Source organism: Streptomyces sp. NPDC005791 (assembly GCF_042871485.1).
In the GTDB taxonomy this organism is placed as follows: domain Bacteria; phylum Actinomycetota; class Actinomycetes; order Streptomycetales; family Streptomycetaceae; genus Streptomyces.
This window is the reverse complement of record NZ_JBIAIP010000021.1, coordinates 50,591-71,103: the sequence shown is the minus strand read 5'-3', so window position 1 is coordinate 71,103 and position 20,513 is coordinate 50,591. Positions and strand designations below refer to the sequence as shown.

The 20,513-nt window shown below is 68.7% G+C and carries 19 protein-coding genes and 1 pseudogene; 5 read left to right on the top strand and 15 right to left on the bottom strand.

Features of this window, described 5'->3' with window-relative positions; translation table 11 throughout:
* Nucleotides 1-133: 133 nt before the first annotated feature.
* The 3 genes from ACFYSH_RS30980 to ACFYSH_RS30970 form a co-directional block, all read right to left on the bottom strand.
* The gene (locus ACFYSH_RS30980) at nt 134-679 is read right to left on the bottom strand and encodes a hypothetical protein (RefSeq protein ID WP_388756848.1); all 546 of its coding nucleotides are present in this window, start codon (nt 677-679) and stop codon (nt 134-136) included.
* A 125-nt stretch (nt 680-804) separates the two neighbouring features.
* Nucleotides 805-1,221 (bottom strand): hypothetical protein, encoded by a 417-nt coding sequence (locus ACFYSH_RS30975; protein ID WP_388756845.1) that lies wholly within the window; start codon nt 1,219-1,221, stop codon nt 805-807.
* The gene (locus tag ACFYSH_RS30970; RefSeq protein ID WP_388756842.1) at nt 1,218-2,066 is read right to left on the bottom strand and encodes an IS5 family transposase; all 849 of its coding nucleotides are present in this window, start codon (nt 2,064-2,066) and stop codon (nt 1,218-1,220) included. Before ACFYSH_RS30970 ends, ACFYSH_RS30975 begins: the two co-directional genes overlap by 4 nt.
* Before the next feature lie 243 nt (nt 2,067-2,309).
* Between ACFYSH_RS30970 and ACFYSH_RS30965 the strand changes: the two genes are divergently transcribed.
* Together ACFYSH_RS30965 and ACFYSH_RS30960 are read left to right on the top strand one after the other, a co-directional pair.
* Nucleotides 2,310-2,771, top strand: coding sequence for a hypothetical protein (locus tag ACFYSH_RS30965; RefSeq protein ID WP_388756839.1), 462 nt, complete (start codon nt 2,310-2,312; stop codon nt 2,769-2,771).
* Complete coding sequence (locus tag ACFYSH_RS30960) at nt 2,764-4,593, top strand: hypothetical protein (protein ID WP_388756836.1); 1,830 nt, start codon at nt 2,764-2,766, stop codon at nt 4,591-4,593. The genes ACFYSH_RS30965 and ACFYSH_RS30960 overlap by 8 nt, the downstream gene beginning before the upstream one ends.
* 185 nt (nt 4,594-4,778) lie before the next feature.
* Here the strand turns inward: ACFYSH_RS30960 and ACFYSH_RS30955 are convergent, their stop codons facing one another.
* Nucleotides 4,779-4,973, bottom strand: coding sequence for a hypothetical protein (locus ACFYSH_RS30955; RefSeq protein WP_388756834.1), 195 nt, complete (start codon nt 4,971-4,973; stop codon nt 4,779-4,781).
* 101 nt (nt 4,974-5,074) lie between these two features.
* On the opposite strand from ACFYSH_RS30955, the gene ACFYSH_RS30950 reads away from it, so the two are divergent.
* The 3 genes from ACFYSH_RS30950 (at nt 5,075) to ACFYSH_RS30940 (ending at nt 7,575) form a co-directional block, all read left to right on the top strand.
* The gene (locus ACFYSH_RS30950) at nt 5,075-6,025 is read left to right on the top strand and encodes a transposase family protein (RefSeq protein WP_388756831.1); all 951 of its coding nucleotides are present in this window, start codon (nt 5,075-5,077) and stop codon (nt 6,023-6,025) included.
* Between the two features lie 181 nt (nt 6,026-6,206).
* Complete coding sequence (locus ACFYSH_RS30945; protein WP_388756828.1) at nt 6,207-6,887, top strand: hypothetical protein; 681 nt, start codon at nt 6,207-6,209, stop codon at nt 6,885-6,887.
* A 517-nt stretch (nt 6,888-7,404) separates the two neighbouring features.
* Complete coding sequence (locus tag ACFYSH_RS30940) at nt 7,405-7,575, top strand: hypothetical protein (RefSeq protein ID WP_388756825.1); 171 nt, start codon at nt 7,405-7,407, stop codon at nt 7,573-7,575.
* Nucleotides 7,576-7,620: 45 nt separating this feature from the next.
* Here ACFYSH_RS30940 and ACFYSH_RS30935 read toward each other — a convergent pair whose 3' ends face one another.
* The 11 genes and pseudogenes from ACFYSH_RS30935 to ACFYSH_RS30885 all read right to left on the bottom strand — a co-directional run bounded on the left by ACFYSH_RS30935 (nt 7,621) and on the right by ACFYSH_RS30885 (nt 20,486).
* Nucleotides 7,621-9,078, bottom strand: a complete 1,458-nt coding sequence (locus ACFYSH_RS30935; protein WP_388756823.1) for a GIY-YIG nuclease family protein — start codon at nt 9,076-9,078, stop codon at nt 7,621-7,623.
* Nucleotides 9,079-9,558: 480 nt separating this feature from the next.
* Nucleotides 9,559-9,961, bottom strand: a pseudogene (locus ACFYSH_RS30930) (PIG-L deacetylase family protein); the annotation flags it as partial.
* Entirely contained in the window at nt 9,954-12,263 is a 2,310-nt protein-coding gene (gene fxlM / locus ACFYSH_RS30925) for a methyltransferase, FxLD system (protein WP_388756820.1), read from the bottom strand. The pseudogene ACFYSH_RS30930 and the gene fxlM, both read right to left, overlap by 8 nt.
* A 38-nt stretch (nt 12,264-12,301) precedes the next feature.
* A complete protein-coding gene (locus tag ACFYSH_RS30920) occupies nt 12,302-12,934 on the bottom strand; it encodes a M15 family metallopeptidase (RefSeq protein WP_388756818.1) in 633 nt (210 codons plus the stop codon).
* 20 nt (nt 12,935-12,954) lie between these two features.
* Nucleotides 12,955-13,995 (bottom strand): GNAT family N-acetyltransferase, encoded by a 1,041-nt coding sequence (locus tag ACFYSH_RS30915; protein ID WP_388756816.1) that lies wholly within the window; start codon nt 13,993-13,995, stop codon nt 12,955-12,957.
* Nucleotides 13,992-15,434, bottom strand: coding sequence for a phosphotransferase (locus ACFYSH_RS30910; RefSeq protein ID WP_388756813.1), 1,443 nt, complete (start codon nt 15,432-15,434; stop codon nt 13,992-13,994). Before ACFYSH_RS30910 ends, ACFYSH_RS30915 begins: the two co-directional genes overlap by 4 nt.
* Nucleotides 15,431-16,300, bottom strand: coding sequence for a class I SAM-dependent methyltransferase (locus ACFYSH_RS30905; protein ID WP_388756810.1), 870 nt, complete (start codon nt 16,298-16,300; stop codon nt 15,431-15,433). Before ACFYSH_RS30905 ends, ACFYSH_RS30910 begins: the two co-directional genes overlap by 4 nt.
* The gene (locus ACFYSH_RS30900; protein ID WP_388756807.1) at nt 16,297-17,646 is read right to left on the bottom strand and encodes a protein-L-isoaspartate O-methyltransferase; all 1,350 of its coding nucleotides are present in this window, start codon (nt 17,644-17,646) and stop codon (nt 16,297-16,299) included. Before ACFYSH_RS30900 ends, ACFYSH_RS30905 begins: the two co-directional genes overlap by 4 nt.
* Nucleotides 17,643-19,025 (bottom strand): MFS transporter, encoded by a 1,383-nt coding sequence (locus tag ACFYSH_RS30895; RefSeq protein ID WP_388756804.1) that lies wholly within the window; start codon nt 19,023-19,025, stop codon nt 17,643-17,645. Before ACFYSH_RS30895 ends, ACFYSH_RS30900 begins: the two co-directional genes overlap by 4 nt.
* Complete coding sequence (locus tag ACFYSH_RS30890) at nt 19,009-20,043, bottom strand: phosphotransferase enzyme family protein (protein ID WP_388756801.1); 1,035 nt, start codon at nt 20,041-20,043, stop codon at nt 19,009-19,011. Before ACFYSH_RS30890 ends, ACFYSH_RS30895 begins: the two co-directional genes overlap by 17 nt.
* Nucleotides 20,040-20,486 (bottom strand): HIT family protein, encoded by a 447-nt coding sequence (locus ACFYSH_RS30885; protein WP_388756798.1) that lies wholly within the window; start codon nt 20,484-20,486, stop codon nt 20,040-20,042. The genes ACFYSH_RS30890 and ACFYSH_RS30885 overlap by 4 nt, the downstream gene beginning before the upstream one ends.
* Nucleotides 20,487-20,513 lie beyond the last annotated feature (27 nt).

Below are 20,513 nucleotides of genomic sequence, written 5' to 3'. Positions count from 1 at the left end.
CAGCTGTCTCCGCGTCATGCACACCGGACTACACGATCCGCCCCCGAAGCGAGGGCGAATCCCGCAGATTGATCACAACTCGATACAAGCCCTAAGCGCACCGGAACGACGGCCTGGCTAGCAGCCGAGCTCCTCAGGCCGCCTCGAAGGCCCGTCGGATCAACGGCGCCGCCTTTTCCAAGTCGGCCGCCGAGGAAAGGCGTACCTCCAGGTCCCCCTCGACCTCGCCCCACGCGGTGAGCGCGTCGTCCAACTCCGAGTACAGGTCCTGTAGGCACGCCGGGACGAGACCCGCGCCCGACGCTGCGGAAGGCACAGGGACGGGTGGCACGCTGACGGCCGCCGTCTCCCGCTCCCGGTTTCGCCGAGACGAAGCGGTGTTCGTCGAGCCGGGTGAGGAGTCCACGAGCAACAGGCTGAGCAGATCGCCCTCGAAGACGCGGTAGCGCACCAGGTCGATCCGCTCGGGCAGCCGCTGGACGGCCACTCGGTCGTGGTGGGAGAAGCCGGCCGCGATGCAGACCATCCGCGGTCGACGCCAGTCGACCGACTCGGCGGCCTCCCTGCCCAGCACTCTCCGCACGAGCGCCTCGAACTCGTGTTGCGCCGACTCCAGCCAGGACAGATAGGAGACGGCCTGCGAGAGCACACCGCTGTCGGAGCCCTTCTTGAACTCCACATTACCGACCGCAGGAGCCCGGATACTGGCTCTGAACTGCGGCGATTCCTAACCTACATGTCCGTGACGCTGACTGAACACCTATCAGTGGGCGGTTCGTGAGTTGATGTCCGTTGCTGGCTTGGTTAGTGGTTCTTGCTGAAGGTGCCGGGTTCAGTCTCGGTGAGGATTCCTAGTGTGACCAGGCGTTTCATCTTGGCTCGGGTGCGTTCGATGTGTTTCGGCAGGAGCCCGAAGTCGAGGGTCTGGCAGATGTCGCGGGCTCTCAGCGGGCCGGTGGCGTCGTTGAAGGCGGCGACGATGCGTGGGTAGTCCGGGTGCTCGGGCAGCTCCAGACTTCCTGATGGGTCGGCGCTCTGGACCGGGATTCGGTCGGCGAGACCGGTGATGGTCGTGCGGGTGATGGCGAGATGTTCCAGACGCAGTTCGGCTTCGAGGAGCTGGGCCTGAAGGGTGTCGATCTGGGTGCGGAGATTGTCGGCCAGGCTCCGGGCTGCCTCTTGTTGAAGGTCGAGCGCCTGGAGGAGGGGGTTGAGGTTCACGCGCCGACCACCTGCGGATCACGCCAGGTGAGCGTGCTCGCGTCGGTGAGCCGACGGGCCATGACGTGGGTCATGGCCCAGTAGACGCGTGAAGCGGAGGAGGCCGGGCGGTGTTCGTAGTCGCGGACCAGACGCCGGTGCAGTATCAGGGTCCCGAACGTCTGCTCCACCCGCCACCGTTTCGGCTGCGGAACGAATCCCCGCTCCTCAGGGTTGCGCCGGACGATCTCGACGTCGATGCCGAGGGCGGCACCGTGCACGACGACCTGGTTCTTGAAGCCCTGGTCGACCAGGGCCTTACCGACCGAGCCGTCGGCCGCGACGGCGACCTGGTCGAGCAGCGCGATGCCGGCGGCGTTGTCGTGGACGCTCGCGGCCACCACGGTGACGGCGATGACCAGGCCGAGGACGTCCACGGCCAGTCCCCGTTTGCGGCCGGGCACTCGTTTCGCGGCGTCCTTGCCCGTCGTGACCGCGGGGACCCCGTTGGCCACCCGGACACTCTGGGTGTCCAGGATCACCAGGGTCGGGTCCTCTAATCGCCGGTTCCGCTCCCGCACCTGGCAGCGCAGGAGCTCATGGATCTGCCGGTCTGTGCCGTCGTCCCGCCAGGCGGCGAAGTAGTAGTACGTCGCGCTCTTGGGCGGCAGGTCGTTCGGCAGCAGCGCCCACTGACAGCCGGTCCGGGACTGGTAGAGGATCGAGTTCACGATCTCCCGCATCGGATAGCGGCCCTGGTGGCCGCTCACGGAACGGTGCCGGTCCTTCCAGGCCGTGAGCATCGGCTCGATCAACGCCCACTGCTCGTCGGACAAGTCGCTCTGGTACGGCTTGCGTTCACTCACCCCACCGATTCCAGCAGGCCACCGGCACCGGACCGGAACGTTTCGGCTTCACCCACACCATCAGGTGACACCAAAATACTCATAGAGTCACGAACCGCCCACTCAGTGTTCCCTTCCGAGTGATTGTCGGGATGGGCCTGATGCCTAGCGTGGCGGATCGGCACATGCGGTGGTGTCCTCCCCTCCAGGTGTGGGAAGTTGGGGTACGGAAGACTTTGAGCGGCGGCGATGACGGGGGTCCTGGTGAACAGTGGAGGTACGGAGCGGATCCGGGTGCACGTGTTCACACCGGATGAGCCCGAGGAGCACACGGCGGTACAAACCGCGTTCACGGCAGCCGGCAGCGTGGGCAAGGTGGTCTCGGCTCGCGGCAGCGTTCCGCTGACCGAGGTGTTGTTGGTCGGTTCGGTCGCGACGCACGCGCTGGCCTACTTGATTAACACGCTCCGCAAGACGTGGAGTAAGGGTGTCGTGATCGATGCCATGGGACGGCAGGTGACCGTCCGGAACAACCCGGCACTACCGCGCGGTCTCGTGGTCGTACGGACCAAATCGGGCGAGGTGACAGTGCGGGATGGCGCGGGACTCACAGACGTCCTGGCCAGCGCCCTCCCCGGCCGGGGCGGCGATCTGGCAGCGGGCTCCACGGGCCCCGCCGGTGCCCCGGGGACCACCGGCGAAACGGGGGGACCGGGCGGTGTCTGATCCTTGGCGCAGCACGCTGTTCGCGGAGCACCAGGACCTCGCGCTCGTCGAAGCGGCGCGGGAGTATAGTTTTGTCCACGCGGACTTCGAGTACCTGATGCGGCTCATGGCAGACGACGATCCGGAGCGGGCATGGGAGGCGTACTGCGCGTCCACTCAGCCGGGGCTCCGGACCGTCCTGGACGGCCTGCTCGGCACCTTCCCGCCGGAAGAGCGCAACAAGGCCCTCGAACTGGCCGGTTCCGTCGAGGTGTTCTGCCTTCCATCACCCTCTAAGAAGTCCATATCCTTCCCGGTCCCTGACGAGCCCGGGAAATACCTCATTGGTGTTGCGCTGCTCCCGGTCCAGCTCAGCACCGATGTCGCCTGGGGGATGAGCACGGTTCACCCCTACTACCCGGAGGGCATGCCGCGCGATTACGACCCCGCTGCCGGGCGCGAACTGCTGGACATCCAGATTGCCCAGTACGTACGGGCCGTTGAGGATCCTCAGGGCGGACCACTGCCTCGGAGCCTGACCCACATGGCGCTGGAGGTGCGTCGGGACTGGCCGACCGGGCAGGCGCCGCGCGACTACAGCGAGGCGGCAATGGTTTTCGCTGTCGCTCACGAGTTGGCCCACATCGAGCACGGTGACCTGTTTCCCGACGAGCGGCAGCGCGGCAGCTTTCTCCTGCCTCCCGAGATGGCGGCGCAGCTCAAAGTCTCCAACACGATGAACGAAGAACTCGCCGCTGATGCCTCGACGTTCATGCCCTGCTTCAACCTGAAGCTCGGCTCGTGGGTGTTCACCCGTGCGCGGGAGCTCCACAAGGTCGCCTACAAACGCGAGAAGTTACAGGTGGCCCTGCACAGCGCCCACCGCGCCACCGAGGCGTGCCAGGCGTACTACACCGCAGTCGGCCTGCTGGGCATGATGGCCTGGCGGCGCGGCGAAGAGAAAGAGGCGGAGGCCCTGCTTGACACCGCCTTCCGGGGCCCCCTCGTACAGCTCTGGGTCCAGCAGGCCCGAAAGGAGCGGATGGTGCCCGAGCTGGGTCCGCTCTTGTGGACCGAGCGCGACGTCGCATACCGCAAAGCCCACGACAAGTGGCGCCTTCACTGCGTCGAGACCGTTCTACCCCGCGTCTGGGCCAAGCTGGGGCTGGACGTCCCGGACACCTTCCCAGACCTGATCGTCAGCGAGATGTACTCGCCGGACCGGCTGGCGGCAGCAGCCGTCTCCGCCGGGGGAGATGCCGATGGCGCGGCGGACAGGGCTGAGGCGGCGGACCCGGAGCCCTCTCCAGGTCCGGTTTCGGAAGGGGGGAAGTTCGCGCGGCACACCGCAGCGCTCCATCGGCTCGAGAAGTTGGTGGGGTTGGATCACCCCCAGGTGCTCAACTTTCGCCGAGCCAACGCCGACCTGCGGGGCGAGGAGGGCGACCCGGCAGGTGCCGTCACCGCCTGCGACAAGGTGGTCGCCGACCTCACCCGCGTACAAGGTGCTGATCACCACAACACCCTCAACGCTCGTAATAGTCTGGCCAGTTGGCTCGGCCAAGCCGGTCATCCCAATGCCGCGGCGGCGGCATACGCCACACTGGCCCTCGACGCCGCGCGCGCATTGGGCCCCGATCACTTGCTGGCCCTCGCCGCCCGGTACAGCGCCGCTGCCTGGCAGGGCGCTGCGGGCGATGCGGTTGGGGCGGTCGCACGCCTCGCCGCGTTGCTACCCGACTACGAACGGGTATTGGGCGCGGATCACCCCGTAACGCTCAGAGCACGCAATGACCTCGCAGGCTGGCGGGCCCAGGCAGAGGGTCCGCCGCACTCGTCGTAACACCCTCCTGGTCGCGACCGGTGAGTCTTTCCTTGAGGTCCGGACCGAGGCAACCAAGCAGGACGAACTCCTGGAGGTGCTCTGGGGCTGCGCCGACTCCAGAGCACCGCGTGGCGATGGGGGACTTTGAGCCGGGACGGCCGGCTGGCGCTGCCGTCCGCCACGAGGTATCTGCCTGGGTGTGATCACCCTCCTGGAGAGGCGAGTTGGGCTTCGAGTTCCGCGACGCGGCGGTCTTGGAAGCGGAGGTTGGAGCGGGCAGCCTTGAGCCGTTCGTCGAGGGTGCGATTGTCGGCAGCGAGCTGGCGGACGCGCTGTTTGAGCATGGTGTTCTCGGTGGTGATCCGCTGAATGGTCTCCTCCGTCCACTCGGTTTGCAAGTCGCGGATATCCCCCAGGAGTTCACCGATGCGGGTGCGCTGGGCGATAATCTCGGTATGCGCGGCCTTACGAGTTGGTGCGTGATAGCGGGTGAGGCGTCATGCCTGGCAGGTGGCATGATCCGACTGTGGCGATCACGGTCAATCGGGCGGTGCTGGCGCATCGACTGTTCACGGGAATCTCTCAGCGTCATCTTGCGCGTCTGATCGAGGAGTTGGCGGTGCCGTGGCAGGCCGGTCTCGAGGGTCGTCGCCATGCTGCACGAGGCGGGGCCAGGAAGCGGGCCGCGGGTGCCGGCGCCCGTCACCAGCTGGTGTTCGTCGACCGGCTGGTGGCCACGCTGATCCATCTACGCCACGACCTGCCGCACTCGGTGCTGGGACTGCTGTTCGGCGTCGACCGCTCCACCATCACCCGCGCGATCGCAGAAGTACGCACGCTCCTGGCCGAGCGGGGGTGCGCGGTCCCCGACTATCCCGGCCTGCGGCTTCGGGCGCTGCCCGATGTGTTCGCCTACGCCCAGGCCGAAGGCATCGAGCTGCGTCTGGACGCCACCGAGATCCAAGTCCGCCGGCCACCGGCCGGACGTGGTGGCCGGCGCGTGTTCGTCTCCGGCAAGAAGAAACAGAACACGATGAAGGCCACCGTGATCGCCGACTGGCAAGGCCGCACGTTATGGACCGATGCCCTGCGGCCTGGACGGATGCACGATGCCACCGCCGCCCGCAACGAAGGCATCGCCATCTGCTTCCAGCACTTCCCCGACGTCGAGGTCCTCCTGGACGACGGGTATCTCGGCTTGAGCCGCGACCACCGCGGGCAAGCGATCACACCACCCAGAAAACCGCGGCCGGGAGCACTGCCTGGCAGAATCGAACAGTGGGAACGCGACCGCCACGAGCACTCATCCGACCGCATCACCGTCGAGCACGCCCTCGCTGATCACAAACGCTGGAAGCAACTGATGCGCTGGACCCACCGCCGCGACCGCCTGCCCGACACCTACCGCGCCACCGCCAACCTCGTCTCCGACCGCACCGCCCAAGTCTGAGCAACGGTCCTCAAACGAACCAGCACGCCTCACCCGCTATCACGCACCAACTCGTAAGGCCGAGGCATGGGTCTGTAAACGAGAGCGGGACTGGCCACCCGTCGGACAGCCCGGTTCATGAAGCGCGAGGTTAGCGGTCAAACTGTGGGTCGGCGCATAACTGACTTGGAACGGAGACGCCGTGACGGACCTCCCCACAGACGGCCAGCCCATCGAAGCCGTACCGACGGAGTACAGCGGCACCACTTTCCGTTCTCGGCTCGAAGCCGACTGGGCCTGCACCCTCGACACCCACAGCATCCTCTGGCAGTACGAGCCTGAGCGAATCACCCTGCCGTCAGGGGCGCATTACCTGCCGGACTTCTGGCTGCCCGAGATCGGGACATGGCTTGAGGTCAAGGGACCATCCACGCCCCGTAAGGAAAAGGCCGTCGAGCTGGGCAAGGCGCGCGCCTGCCACTGCGACGGCCCCTGCGCCTGTGCGTGGCCCGGTGGCGAGATGGTCCTCCTTGGCTGGGTCGCGGAACGCACCCATGGCGACATCAACGTGGCTCGCAGCCGTTCGGGCTATGCCAGTTGGGCCGCCGCTCACGGGCCCAGCGCGTACTTCGTGTTGTGCCCCTGGTGCGGGCTCAGACAGTGGATCACTCTGCGCCGTCCGTGGAAGTGCCGTGCCTGTTGCCGCAGTCTGGAAAGCGAGGAGCTCTACCAGCCCCACGACCGTGTGCTGCCTTTCGGGAGCGGCTCGGTGTGGTCGCCTGCGGACACGGCGGCCATCCGCAGGGAGATCGCCGAACAGATAGCCGAGGCAGAGGCCGCCGACTTGGAGGACTCTCACTCGGAGGCCCCGTACGAAGAGTGAGGGCGCGGGCGCGTAATGCTCGCCCACTCGCGAGTGAAGGTCCACCCTCGGCCGGGCACCGAATGGGCGCCGTGCGGTCGCCACAAGGCGGCGGCACTTCGACGGCTCTCCAGGGGCGGTCGGCCGAGGGCGCTGAACCGTCTGGGCGGTGGTGTCATGTGCGTCGGCCATCTTGCGGAAGTTGTCGGCATTGCGACGCAGCCGGTTGGCGAGCTTCTCCGGGACGAAGGTGGCCTTGGGCGGTGAAGGCGTGGTCGGCGTGGGGCGGGGTGTCAGATGCTCAGCTGGGCCGGGTCGCCCTTTGTAGGACCGGGGGTGAAGCGGGTGACCCCGAGGGGGCGGTTACCTACCCGAGCAAGCACGTGGTGGCGGGCCCGGCTACCGACTTCTTGAGCTTGGCGACGGCCGCCCGCAGCTGCTTCTCCGTCTCCGGGACCTGCTTGGTCTCCGGATCGAGAAGCACTGCGGGCGGCCGGACAGCAGATCCGGGCCCTGATGGTCGAGGACGCTGAGGTGGGTGCGCGGCGCGAACCAGAGAGCGGAGATCGACGATCTCCGCCGTCAGGTGACCCTGCTCGCCATGGCCGGCGCCGTCCTCGTCGACGGACAAGGCACCCCGTCCGCCCCTGAACTGCTTCTCGTCGATGCACCGGACAACGTCATCCCGTTCCGCCCGCCAACCACCTGAGCTCCTCAACTACGTAGCACGTGAGCGCAGGGCTGCCAGGTTGCCCTACGTCGTCGGGGGTGGGGCGTCAACCGAACCGACCCCTAGGTGCGTGTCAACAAGGCCAAGAACAAGAGGAAGCTCGCCGATCAGGTAGTACTCACGTCCTCGAACTGGCTGCTTCCCATGAGCTTTGAGTTCCCGTAGCAAGGTTTTCTCCAGGAGGGGTGCGTCGTTCCCAGGGAGGTCCGTGAGCAAGCGCACTATTCGATCGAACCCGTCTGATTTGTGGAATCTCAAGCGCTGTCGTGGGTCACCGGAAGTAATGCCAAACTTTAGATGCCCATCGGACTCATTCACGACCACGTAAAACACGTTCCATTCGTATCCTGCGCAGAACCTGCAGATTCCCTGCCCTTGCTGCACGCCGGCGGGCCTGACGGTGGTTGTGTGTCCATTCCTGCATTGCACGAGATGTGGGACCTGGCCACCCAGCCAAGATTTTTCCTTGACGCTACCTCCAAGTCCGGCTACCGTCTTCTTGAAATTCTCCCAAGCGGTCTTCGGGTCTTTACCTGCACAGCTGCGGCACATGGTATGACCTTGCTGTATATCGTTAGGCCTCGGTGAGGCTACGTGGCCTTTAGGGCACAAAACCTTGTGAGGTGCATTAACCCCCTTCCATGCCTTGTAGATGGCGACCCCGCCGAGCTCCCCTATGGCGTTTCGGAAATACGCCTCGGCAGTTTTTGTGTCCAGGCCGACGCAGGTTCTACATATACCCCTACCTTTCCCTGCCCCGCTTGGCCAAACTGCTATTTCATGGCCGCCCTTACAGCGAACCTTGTGTGGCTTTCCGGATCCTAGCCACTTTTCCTCTAGGACCTCTGCTCCCAAAGCGGTCATTCTACTTACGAAACTCTCCCATGCTCTTACTGAGTCATTCCCAGAGCAGGTGAAACACATTCCCTGACCGTTTTTTATGGAGCACGGCCTAGGACTGCACGTGTGTCCTTTTGGGCACAAGCATCGGTGAGGGGTCTGCGCCCCCAGCCAAACCTCTTCCAGAACTTGACCGCCCAAGGTGTCGACCAGTTCCTTGAATTCGCTCAGCATCTCTTTTTCGCGGGCTGCCCTATTGCAGACTTTGCAGATCCCTTCCATCTTCAGGAGGTTGATTGGTTTGATTGATGACTCATGCCCTTCTGCGCAGCGGACTGAATACAATGCCTTAGTGCCTGCCCACGGATTCAGAACCTCTCCGCCATGGTCGTCGATCTTCTCTTCGAAGTCTTTTTTCATCTGACTTGAAGAGCCCCTGCAGGTCGCACACGTGATGCGTCGCGCCTGCTGCACCGAATTTGGAACTAGAAAAAATTCATGCCCTTCCTTGCATTTCACGCGATGTTTTCCCTTAGATCCCAAATATTCCGATTCGATGACTTCGATGCCGCAGGTAGCAGCCTTGATTCTAAATTCCAGCCAAGAGCGCGCCCGGACTTCATTCATGTTCCCTGTGGGCATCAGCTACCCTCGCCCCTCCCCTCGTGGATCACTTTCTAGGTGATTATCGCCTAGAAAGTGATCCACGAGGGCCATTTCGTACTGGGCTTCAACTCATGATGTCGGGGGGCGCCTCTATGTCCTGATCCGAGACCGTCGCGCCTTGGACCTGCTGCCGCCAGACCCGCCGCCGCTCCATCGACCGCACGCTCACCCGCAGCACGTCAGTGATCTCGCCGTTCTTCTACTAGCCTTCAAGTCGCTTGACGGCCGCCGCCGTAGTCGCTCCCGCATGGCTCTCTCAGCGTCGGTCAGCCCGTCACCCTGCGCCTACCTAGCGCCCCTTGCCTACCAAACCCAAGCAGACGTAGCCAGGTGAACGTCCATGACATCACTCAGTCAAGTTCAGTAGCGAGGCCGCCGGAGCCATCATGCTGTGGCGGCCGCGCCTCGTCCCAGGGCCCTTCGAGTAGCCAAAGAATCTGAACACAAAAAATTGACAGGGAAACCGGTCAGCTGGCCCAGGGAGTCGTGCGTGACGACGATGTCGGGACGGAACGAGCGGATCTGCTGGACCAGGGCGGCGACCACCTCGTCGAGCGGTGCGTCGACGAGCCGGGGACGGCCGGGAGCCGCCTGCGGGTTGCGGGCATCGCCGTATCCGAGCATGCGCGGTGCACCCGCGCCGAGCGCCCGCAAGGCGTCGGCGAGTTCGGGGAGCCCGCGGGCTGTCGGGCGCCCACGTCATGGTGACGACAGCGGTGCGCGCATGCGCGGCGGCGTGCTGAGCGAGGACACCGCCGGCGAGGAGGCTCTCGTTGTCGGGATGGGCGAACACGCCGAGCAGGGACGGCCAAGCGGAGGCCGCCGACTTCTCGGAGGTCAGCTCGTCGGAGTCAGGCATGTTGTCCCCTTGCGGTCGAGAGGCTCAGTGCGTCGGCGGGGGTCCGGCCCGGCCACTGGAGGACAAGCCGTGCGCTGGGCTTGTCGAGCACGTCGCCGGGCGGCAACTGGTCGTCGGGCGTGGCGGCCGGGTGGACGGTCATCGGCGGGTAGCCGCTCTCGCGCACCTCGCGGTCCCAGACGCGTACGCACTCGGCGAAGCGCTCCGCCACCTCTTCGGCTGCTGGGCCGTAGGCGTGGATGAAGAACTCCGTGATGCGGTCGGCTGGCCCCGGGGCATCTTTGACCGTCCGGTAGGTCAGGTAGGCGAGCGAGCCGTTCGTCAGGATCGCGGCCGCGTCCTGCTGCTCCACGAGCGTGGACCCCTCCGGTGCGGTCAGGCGGCAGAACCCCGTCAGGGTGGTCGCGGCATAGACCTGCAAGGTCTCGAAGTTGAAGACTCCCCGGACGACGAGGCCGGTGGAGCGCTCGTGCCGGGGCTGGCGCAGGGCTCCGTCGAGACCGGCAGTGTCGCCGGGCGTCCCGTCCTCCCACCGCACCGTGACGTCGCCGTCGGCCAGCCGCACGGCCGGGGCGGTACGGGCGGCGGCGCCGCGGTCCCGTACGAACCCGCAGTAGGTCCAGTTCTCGCAGTGCAGCACGTCGCCGCGCCGGACCAGGGTGAGGGAGCGGGTGTAGCCGCCCATCTCCAGCGGCACGACCAACCGGGCCCCTTCGGCGAGATGCTCTCGCCATGCGGGTGCGATGTCGGACGCGTTGTGCGTGATCAAGATCCCGTCGAAACCGCCGGCCGGGACGTGGCCGGGCGCGCCGAGTCCGCCGTCGCCGAGGACGGCGGTGACCCGGCCGCTGCCGGCCTCCGCACACAGCCGTTGTGTTCGCTGCACCACGTACCGGTCGACATCCACAGTCACCACCCGGCCGCGCTCTCCCAAAACGTGCGCCAGGAGCTCTGCGTTGTATCCGCCGGAGCCGACCTCGAGGACGGTCGCCCCGGCCTTCAGCTGGAGTTGCTCGGCCATGTCAGCCTGGAGCCAGGCGGCGCTGACCGAGCTGGTTGCCCGGCCGTTCTCGTCCCGGCGGGTGACGACGGCCAGGTCGTCCTCGTAAGCGGTCTTGAGGTCCGCCTCCGGTGCGAATCGGTGCCTCGGCACCGTGCGCAGCGCCTTTTGGACCACGGCGGAGGGCGCCCAGCCGCCCGCGATGACGACCTCGGTCATGCGGTGGCGAAGCCGGACGGCTTCGGCCGGCTCCCCGGGCACCGGCGTCAGTTCGGCGGCGATCGGGTAGGCGTTGACCGGCGGCAGGCCGGGGATGACACCGGGCCAGACAGCATCCAGTGCGTTCGCGGCCGGGGTGAACACCGGGCCGAGACATCCGAGACCGTGGGGGTCGTGCCATTCCCAGCGGGTGAACTTCTCCGGCTCCGCGGTGGTGAGGGTACCGGTGAAGCCGGCGACCCGGATCACGGCCGTCACCCGCGGGACGCCCTGGGCGGCGTCGGTGAGGATGGCCACCACGGTGGCGCCGGTGGCGTCCAGGCCGGTCTCCTCGGCGAGCTCGCGCACCCCGGCCCCGTCCAGCGGTTCCGCACCGTCGATTTTCCCGCCCGGAGCCTCCCACATGCCGCGTTTCGACCAGCCGAGCAGGACACGCCCGTGCTCGTCGGTGACGACGGCCAGCGCCCCGGCCACGGCGTAGCCGGTGGCTGGCACGGACCGTTCCATGGCGACCGTGTCCGCGCACGGCCCGCGCAGGACCAGTGCCGCCAGGTCGCCGGCGGCGAGGCGCTGCACGCTCGTCCATCCGCAGGTGAGGGCGGCGATCTCATCCTCGTCCAGTGCGATGTGCCGCTTCTTGGCTGGTGCGTGCGCGGCGAGCGGGGTGATGACCAGCATGGTGCCGCCCTCGCGCAGGCGGCGCCCGAGAGCATGCAGGACACGGGTGCGGTCGTTCAAGAAGGCCACCGAGAGGCGGAAGACCACCAGGTCATAAAGGTCGTTGCCCAGCGGGGCGGGGTCGTCGCGTTCGATGTCCAGGCACAGCCACCGCACTTCCGCGTCGAGGTGGTCTGTGCGGGCCTGCTCCAGGGCGCCGCCGGCGAAGTCAGCTCCGTCGACGGTGTACCCGAGTGAGGCAAGGTACGCGGACGTTTCGCCCGTTCCGCACCCTACGTCGAGCGCGCGGCCGCCCTCGGGCGCGGGCGCGTGCTCGACGATCAGGTTTTTCTCGTCGTCCCCGAGCCGCCGGAAGCCTCGCCCCTCGGTGTAGCGCTCGGACCAGTCAGTCCGGGTGATTGCCACAGATCGCTCCTCGTTCGTGAAAGGCAGATTGGTCGGTGTCAGGGCAGTTCGACAGGTCCGTACAGGGCGGCCGGCCGCTGGGTCTGCAGCGCCCAGTACCGGTCGCCGAACGACCAGTGCCACCACTCCGTGCCGTAGTTGATCAAGCCCGCGTCGGACATCGCGTCGCCCAGGGTGGCCCGGTTGGTGCGGGCCCGGGCGCTCAGGTTGGGGGCGTCGGTGTAGCAGGCGCCGTCGGACTCCTCCGGGGAGGCGTTGACGCGCGTGCCCATGTCCAGTTCGCGGCCCTGATGGTCGATCAGGGTCACGTCGACGGCGGCGCCGGCGGAGTGCGGCGCGATCTCCGGAGGCGACACGAAGCGGCTGGCGGCCTCCCGGAGTTCGGCGGCCTGCCAGTCAGGGTGGGCGCGCGCGAGCTCGTCGGAGTACTCCTCGAAGTACCGCCGCTGCAGGGACGGGGGCCGGTAGCCCTCGATGAACAGCAACTGCACACCGCCGGGAAGCAGAGATTGCACCCTCTGAAGCCGAGTGAGCACACCCTGGCGGACGTGAGCCCAGGCCCCCGCGGCGTCCTGCTTGCGGTCGTCCACCATCAGGCCGTGCACCCGGGTGTCGAGGAGGACCTCGCCGCGCTCCTGGACAGGGATCGCGGCGACTCTCCGGTCGGACATCAAGACGATGCTGCTGGCGCTCACGCGCTCCCCCAGGTGTCGACGTATGCGGCCAGGCCGGTGCGGCGGGCCTCCTCCACAGCGAGCAGCCGCACGAAATCGCGGGCCGGCATCAAGGCCTCCCACTCGGCCAAGGGCAGGACGCGGACCGCGTCGTGCTCGCGCGGATTGAGGGTGAGGCCCCGGATCTGTTCAGCGGTGAGACGACCGCCGTCGAAGATCAGCTGCAGCGTGCTGTACGGACGCCCCGCCCGGGGCTGCCCGTAAACCGTGGTCAGCAGCCGGGGCGGACCCGCGGCGGCCATGCCGGTCTCTTCCCGGCACTCGCGCACCACTGCATCCCAGGGCCGCTCCCCCAGATCCATCGCCCCGCCGATCATGTGCCAGGGGTGGCTGGGGGAGTAGACGGAGTGGAGCTGGAGCGGCCGGTCGTCCTCGTCGGTGACGTAGAGGCATACGTACGCGGCCGCCCTGGGCAGTGCGTCGGCGTACTGCTGCGGCGGCACCCACGTCGAGTCCGGCTGCGCACCGGGCACGGCACCATCTAGTTGACGGTGGCGGGTCATCCGCATCAGTGCCGGGCTGCCGCTGAAGCCGAGCTCCCGGTACAGGGGAGCGGCCTCCGGGCTGGTGTGCAGCTCGAACAGCGTCACTTCCTCGACGTCGGCGAGGTGGTCCAGGAGTGCGGACACGACGGCCCGGGCGTAGCCGCGGCGGCGGAACTCGGGCTGGGTGGCGACGATCTGTACGCGGGCGGCCCGGCCTCGGGGGTAGGCCGGGGCCGGGAGCACGGGGTGTATCAGGCCGAGGGTGCAGGCGGCCATCGTGCCGTCTGGGGCGTCGATGACGAAGGCCCGGGCGTCTCCCCCCGGCGTGAGCCGTGGCGCCAGCTCGTCCGTGCACCGTCGGAGCCAGTCCTCGGTGAACGGTGTGGACAGGACATGTTCGGAGCGCATCCGGGTGATGGCCTCGGCGTCAGCGGCGGTTGCCGCGTGGACCGGCGGCCGTCCGTCGGCGTCGCGCGGCTCGTCCGCGGTAGTGGGTGCCGAGTCGGCGTTCACGTCGCATCTCCTGTCGGTGAGAGGGCTGCACGGTGCTCGGCGCGCAGTCGGGCCAGGGTCCGCCGGCCGCGTTCGACGAGCTCGGGGTCACCGTGGGCCGCGCCGTAGGCGATCCCGCTCACGGAGTCGAGCGCTGCGTCGACGACGAGGCGGGCCTGTTCGGCGGAGGTTAGGGTCCTGCCGTACCCGGCCAGAAACGCCTCGAACAGGTCGTCGCGGCCGGCCCAGGCGTCGGACAGACGGACCAGATCCCGTACGGCCGGGCCCGGTTCACTTCTCTCGAAATCGATCACCGCCACGAAGACCTCACGGTCGTCCGTCTCGGCACTGGCGTCAGAAGTGGTGAGGACATTTCTGAGCTGGAAATCTCCATGGGTCTCCACCCACTCCAGCGGTGGCAGGGCCTCGGACTGCCGCACGAGCTCGCGGACGAACTCCTCATCACCCGGGCGCAGATGAGACCGCGCCCCGGCCAGGTGCCGGTCGGCCTTGGCGACGGCTGGGCCGCTGTCGGCAGGAGCGGGCCGTGGGGGAGAGGTCTGGTGGATGTGGCGGGCCAGCGCGCCGATCCGTTGGAAGACCTCCCTCTCCCGCTCCGGGGCAAGGACGGTGCCGTGCAGCGGGCGGCCCGGCACCGCGGTGAGGACCACCGCCCGCAGGGTTTCGTCGGCGGCGACCAGCCGGGGCGCGGACGCCCCCAGCTCCCGCGCCCACGTCCGTAGCCCCCGCACTTCCCGGCCGTGGAACCGCTCGTTCTGGTGCACCTTCACGTACCAGGTTCCGCCCTGGACGCCGTGGACCCGCCATACGCGGCTCTCCTCGCGCGCCCATGACGTATCCGTCCACTGCGTGATTCGGCCGACCGCCTGCTCCGCGAACTTCACGACCGCGGCGTCGGGACGGGCGGTAGACGCCTGGCCGGTCACGTCCGGCACGAGGTGCAGCCGGTCGGCGTCGGGATCGTAGGCGATGGGGTCGCCGGGCATCTGGAAGTGGATCGCCAGCCGCGCCCCGGCCTGGTAGGCGTCCAGGCTGGCCCGGCAGTACGCCACCATCGGGGTGGGCAGATCGTCCAGGAGGGTCCACTCCATCGCGTCGCAGAGATGCGGCTCGGCGATCCGGGCGTCTCCCTGCCACCGCCGGACTGCGAAGAAGAGCCCGGTGCGAGAGGATCCGCCGGGACTGCGGTGATGCACGAACACCGCGGCGCGCACGTCGGCAGGCTCGATAACGACGCTGGTTTCTTCCCGGGCCTCCCGGACCAGGGCGGTCACGACGTCTTCGTGCGGGCCGTCCAGGCGACCGGACGGCAGATGCCACAGCCCTGCCGCGTACACCTGCCCGGCCCGCCGCGAGAGCAGGACCTCCGGCCCCTGGGCGGTGTCCCGGCGCAGGATCAGGTGGACGTCCACCTCCTCGGTGTGCCTCTCCACGCTCATCGCGCACCCCCCGGGCGCCGGGCGAGCAGAACCCTGAACGTGGCCTCCTCGACCAGAGCCCCGTCCACCGCGTGCGCGCGGAGCAGTGCGAGGGCCTCGTCCTCGAACGCCCGGTGCCGCTCGGCGAAGAGATTCTCCGCGGCGAAGGACGTGGTGCGCAGGTAACCGAGCACCTCCTCCGGCATCCAGGTACGGGTGACGGGAAAGAGATGCTCGGTGACGTCGCTGAACGGCGAGTCGGCGAGGTCCTCCTCGTACGAGCGGCGGGGCTCGGCGTATGAACTGCGGGCGCCGGCCCGGCGCCCGGAGCCCAAGTAGTGCTGGATCAGCTCGCGCAGCGCACGGGTCCAGCCGGCTTCGTGGGTCCATAGGCTCCCGTCGCCCATGATCGCCACTGCGGCACCCGGTGTGGCGACCCGGTCGGCCATCTCCAGGACCGCCTGGCTGTTCATCCAGTGGTAGGACCGGCAGCAGGTGATCAGGTCCGGGCCGGAGTCCGGTTCTCCGGGCAGTGTCGCGAGCGGCTCGTACGCGTCGGCCGCCGCGTGGGCCAAGGTGAGGGTGCAGTCGCCGAGAAGTGGGTGGAGGGCTTGGCTGGTTTGGCGCAGCATCTGCCGGCTGACGTCGACTGCTTCGATGTGCGTCAGGGCAGCGCCGGCGGACAGGAGCGCGAGGGGCACCTGTCCCGTTCCGGTGCCCAGGTCGAGCAGCACCGGGGACGGTTGGCCCCGCAGGACGTCGGCGAGCAGCCGCACCGCGGCGTCCGGAAGGCCGGGCCGGTAGCGGGCGTACGTCGTGGCCGCGGATGCGAACAGCGCCTCCTGCTCCGGGTAGAGGTCCGGAAGCGGGCCGTAGGGGTAGGTCACGAGGTAGCTCCCTCATCGAGCGGGTGGGGGGCGGGCAGCTGCCAGGACAGGCGTCCGCGCTCGGAGGCGACTTTCTGCCCGCGGTCCTCGTCGAAGACGAGTCGGAAGCGGTCGGGAGAGCCTGCCGCACGCCATCGCTCTGCGACGTCGTGGATCTCCGCCCAGATGTCCCGCGGCCCGTCGACGGTGACTTCCCAGCGGCGGTGCCCGACCGGGCGTGCCCGCATCCAGGAGCCGCACCCCGGTGCGCCGATTGTCAGGTCGTCCGCGCCGAAGTGGCGGACGAGGCCCGGGTGGAGGTAGTCCAGGGCCAGCCACATGCCGCGCTCGGTGTCCGCCGGGGGCACAAGTCGGCTGCGCTGGGTCCAGCGTCCCTCGCCGGTGGTGATCTGGTTGCGGAAGTCGGCGGACAGGAACAGCCGGTCGAAGCCCACCCCGCCGCGATGCCCGAACTCCACCGCGCGGATCTCGGCGACCACCTTTCCCGTGGCGGTCTTGGTGATCACGGCGAGGCCCGGCCAGGACGGGGACGAGGTGCCCAACGTCATCAGGGCGCGACCGCCCGGCGCGAGCTGGTCTACCAAGACGGGCGGGATGCGGGGCACGGCGAAGGACACGAAGATCCGGTCGAAGAGCGCCCCGTCCGGCCAGCCGGCCAGACCGTCCCCGCTCACCACGGCGGGCCGGTACCCGAGCTCGGCCAGACGCGCTCGCGCGGCCGCGCCGACGTTGCGGTCGACGTCGAGCGTGACGACCCCGCCGTCCCCGCAGACGAAGCACATCACTCCAGCGGTGACCGCCGCGCCGGTCCCGACATCCAGAACCCGCTGCCCCCGTCGCAGGTCCAGCACGTCCAACAGGCCTGCGGTCATGCCCATCGTGCTTGACATCGCCGTCATGGAACCCCCGCACCGAGGGCTGGCGGGCCGGCCGAGGAGCGGCTCACCCGCGTGCTGGACCGACACGCTGTCCCCGCTGTGCAGGACGCGCAGCAACTCCTCTCGGTCACCGGGCCGGGCCCAGTCCAACAGGTCCCACCGCGGCGGCTTCTCATCCGGCGCGCTGCGCCGCACGTACGCCTGGGGCATTAGGATCTCGCGCGGTAGGGCGAGCAGGGCCTCGCGGACCGGGCCGGCCGCAAGGTCACCGGCCTCTTCCAGGCGGGCGACCATCGCAGTCCGGGCCGCAGCAGCCTCACGATCGCCCCGGGCTCCGGCGCCGCCCCCGGTCCGGGTGACCTCTGCGGTCTCGGTGTGGGACGGCCCTGTGATGGTGGGCTTCGCTGGGACGTGGGCAGCTGGGGCAGCGGGCTTTCGCGTGGTGTCCCCGGTGTTCAGCTCGGTCATGTTGCGCCTCCGTCCAACGAGCTCTCACGGCGGGTATCTGTGGCGGGCGCCGCTCCAGGGGCGGGCACCTGTGGCGGGGGGCCGGGGCGCGGGGGCTCTTCGGCAGGCGCGGGTTCGGGCGGGGCGCCGGGCATGTGCCGCAGGCTGCGCAGCGGAGAGAGGGCCAGGACCAGGAGCGGCACGGTGAGCAGACAGGTGCCGATGATCAGGGCGGTTCGGACGCCGGCCCACGTCCCCAGTGCGCCGGCGAGCAGCGCGCCGATCGGGCGGGCGCCCGCGGTCAGCCAGGTGCTCACCGCCTGCATCCGTGCCTGCATGTGGGAGCTGGTGATGGTCTGACGGATCGACCGCTGGGTGGTGCCTGCCGCGCCCGCGCACGCCAGTTGCAGGAACAGCGCAACGCCGATCACGATCCGCCAGCCGAGGCTGGGGGAGGCGAGCAGCAGCGGAATCTGGGTTACCGGTGTGATCGCGAGCGCGGTCAGCATCATCGGCCCGGGCCCGATCCGTCGGGCCAGCGCTGGGGCGAGGAGTGCCCCGGCGGCCGCGCCCAGGGCGCCGAGCCCCAGCACGACCCCGAACGCCGTGGTGCTCATCGCGAGGGCTCGCAGCAGGTACAACGCCCACAGCGTGTTGAGGAGTGCGAGGGCGAAGGACGTCGTCGCGTTGACCAGCGTCAGTGTGCGCAGACGTTCGTCGCCGTGTACGTACCTCAGGCCGTCGCCGATTTCCGCCCACAGCCGCCGTTCCTCGGCCTGGACCCGGTCGGTCTCGGGCGTGTGGATGCGTGTGGTGCACCAGACGCTGACGAGGTAGGAGAGGACGTCTCCGAGGAGGGCCCGGGCCGGTCCGACCAGGGCGGTCAGCGCGGCGCCGAGGTTGCTTCCGCCGGTCGCGGAGAGGGCGAACAATGCGCCGATCCGGCTGTTGCTCCGCTGGATCAGGGACCGGTCGACCAGGCTGGGCAGGATGCTGATGGCCGCCGCGTCGTGGATCACGCCCGCGGCGCCCTGCACCACGGCGACGGCCATGAGCTGGGACAGGGTGAGGACGTCGAGGGCAGCCGCCACCGGCACCGTGGCCAGCGCGACCGCACTCGCCAAGTCCCCGGTGATCATTTGGCGTTTCTTGCTGTGGCGGTCGGCGAGCGCCCCGGCGTGGAGGGCGAGCAGCGCGGGCGGCAGTAGTCCCAGGAACGCCAGCCAGGCCACCTGGGAGGTGGTGGCGTGCAGTTCCAGGACGGCGATCACGGGAATCACCATCGAGCTGATCGAGCTGCCGGTCACGCTGGCGCTCTGCCCGATCAGGAACGTCCGGAAGTTGCGGTGCCGCCACAGGGACGGCTCGGGTGGTGCGGGGGAATCAGCGGAGGATGTCACGGAGCACCTCCTCCGCCTCGTCCAGGCGAGCGCGCAGCACTCCCAGCGCCTTGTGGCGGGCTCGCCCGTACGCCTCCAGCTGAGGGGTGACCGCGGGCGGGTCGTCGAGCGGTTCGGAGAGGGGGTACACCGAGCAGGTCAGGTAGCCGGCCGCCACCCGCGGCACCGTCATGAGGTCTTGGGTCGGCATGGCTGGGTTGGCTTCCCGGTAGGCGGCGACGGCGGTGGCCAGGCCGGTGGGCCAGTCCGGGGCGGCTAGGACCGTGCGCGGATCGAGCACGATGCGTCCCAGCTCCCACATCGGGCTGCGGTGCGCCGGCGGCCGGAAGTCGATGACCGCGGCGACCTTGTCCCCTTTCAGCATCAGGTTGAGGGAGGACAGGTCGCCGTGGACGATCTGCGTGGCGAGAGTCGCGGGAAGAGCCTTGAGCAGCGATGCCGTGGCGGGGAGCTCGTCCAGCCGTACCCGGGCGGTGTCCTTTGCCCACGCTCCGAACGGGGAACTCGGGGGATGTTCCGCCCAGCGGGCGAGGAGCCGTTCCAGGCGCTGCTGGCCTCGCCGGACATCGCAGATCTCGTGGGAGGGGGCGCGGCGCGACGGCCCGTCCGGATGCCGCGTGAGCGCGCGGTGCAGCCGGCCCACGGTCGAGCCGACGGCCGCCCACCGCCCGCCGTACAGAGCGCCGTCCGCTGTCTCGGCGCCCTCGGCGAATGCGGCGACGGACACCGCGAGGCCGCCACCGACGGCGATGAGGTCGCCGTCCAGGGTGCGGCGCATCGCCGGCACCGGGACCCCGCCGAGTGCGGCGAACTCGGCCAGCTCGAGGGCGCGCCGTTCGGCACCCAGTTCAGCGTGCTCCGGATACACCTTTACGAACCACCGGCGGCCGTCGCCGTCCCTGGCCACGTAGTTGCACGTGGCGGTCCCTGACGGCCCCTCGCGGACGTCGGTCGGCACGAGGCGGTAGTGCAACGCCAGGACTCCCGCCACGACCATGACGTCGGACTGCGCGTTCATCGCCCCGCCTCCGGCCTGCTGGCGCCGTTCATCAGCCGGCGCAGGGCTCGGGCGTCCGCCTGCAGCTGGGCCTCGTCTTGGCGTCCGAAGTCGAGCACGTCGAAGGGCAAAGGGCCGCCCGGCGCCGGGTCCGCACCCGCCTCGCGTCGCGGAACGACGTGGTGGTGAGCGTGGGGAATGGCGTTGCCGAGCAGGAGGTAGTTCATCTTCAGCGGCTGGTAGTGCGCTTCGAGTGCGCGGCCCAGGGCGAGGGTGTCCCGCCAGAAGGCGGCTGCTTCGTCGCCGGTGAGTTCGGTGGGCTCGGCTACGTGCCGCGCGGTCACGATGGTGATCGAGTAGCCGCGGACTTGCCCGGAGCGCCAGAGGTAGGACTGGGAGACCTCGCCGCGGTGCAGCAGGATCCCCCAACCGATGTCGTCGGCTGTCCGGTCGTTGCCGCACATCGGGCAATGGTGGCCGGCGCGGTGCGC

Coding starts and splice junctions, on each gene's coding strand:
- ACFYSH_RS30935 (WP_388756823.1), bottom strand. CDS start 9,078: ATGCCCACAGGGAACATGAATGAAGTCCGGGCGCGCTCTTGGCTGGAA.
- ACFYSH_RS30950 (WP_388756831.1), top strand. CDS start 5,075: ATGCCTGGCAGGTGGCATGATCCGACTGTGGCGATCACGGTCAATCGG.
- ACFYSH_RS30890 (WP_388756801.1), bottom strand. CDS start 20,043: ATGAACGCGCAGTCCGACGTCATGGTCGTGGCGGGAGTCCTGGCGTTG.
- ACFYSH_RS30910 (WP_388756813.1), bottom strand. CDS start 15,434: ATGAGCGTGGAGAGGCACACCGAGGAGGTGGACGTCCACCTGATCCTG.
- ACFYSH_RS30920 (WP_388756818.1), bottom strand. CDS start 12,934: ATGTCCGACCGGAGAGTCGCCGCGATCCCTGTCCAGGAGCGCGGCGAG.
- ACFYSH_RS30885 (WP_388756798.1), bottom strand. CDS start 20,486: ATGTGCGGCAACGACCGGACAGCCGACGACATCGGTTGGGGGATCCTG.
- ACFYSH_RS30900 (WP_388756807.1), bottom strand. CDS start 17,646: ATGACCGAGCTGAACACCGGGGACACCACGCGAAAGCCCGCTGCCCCA.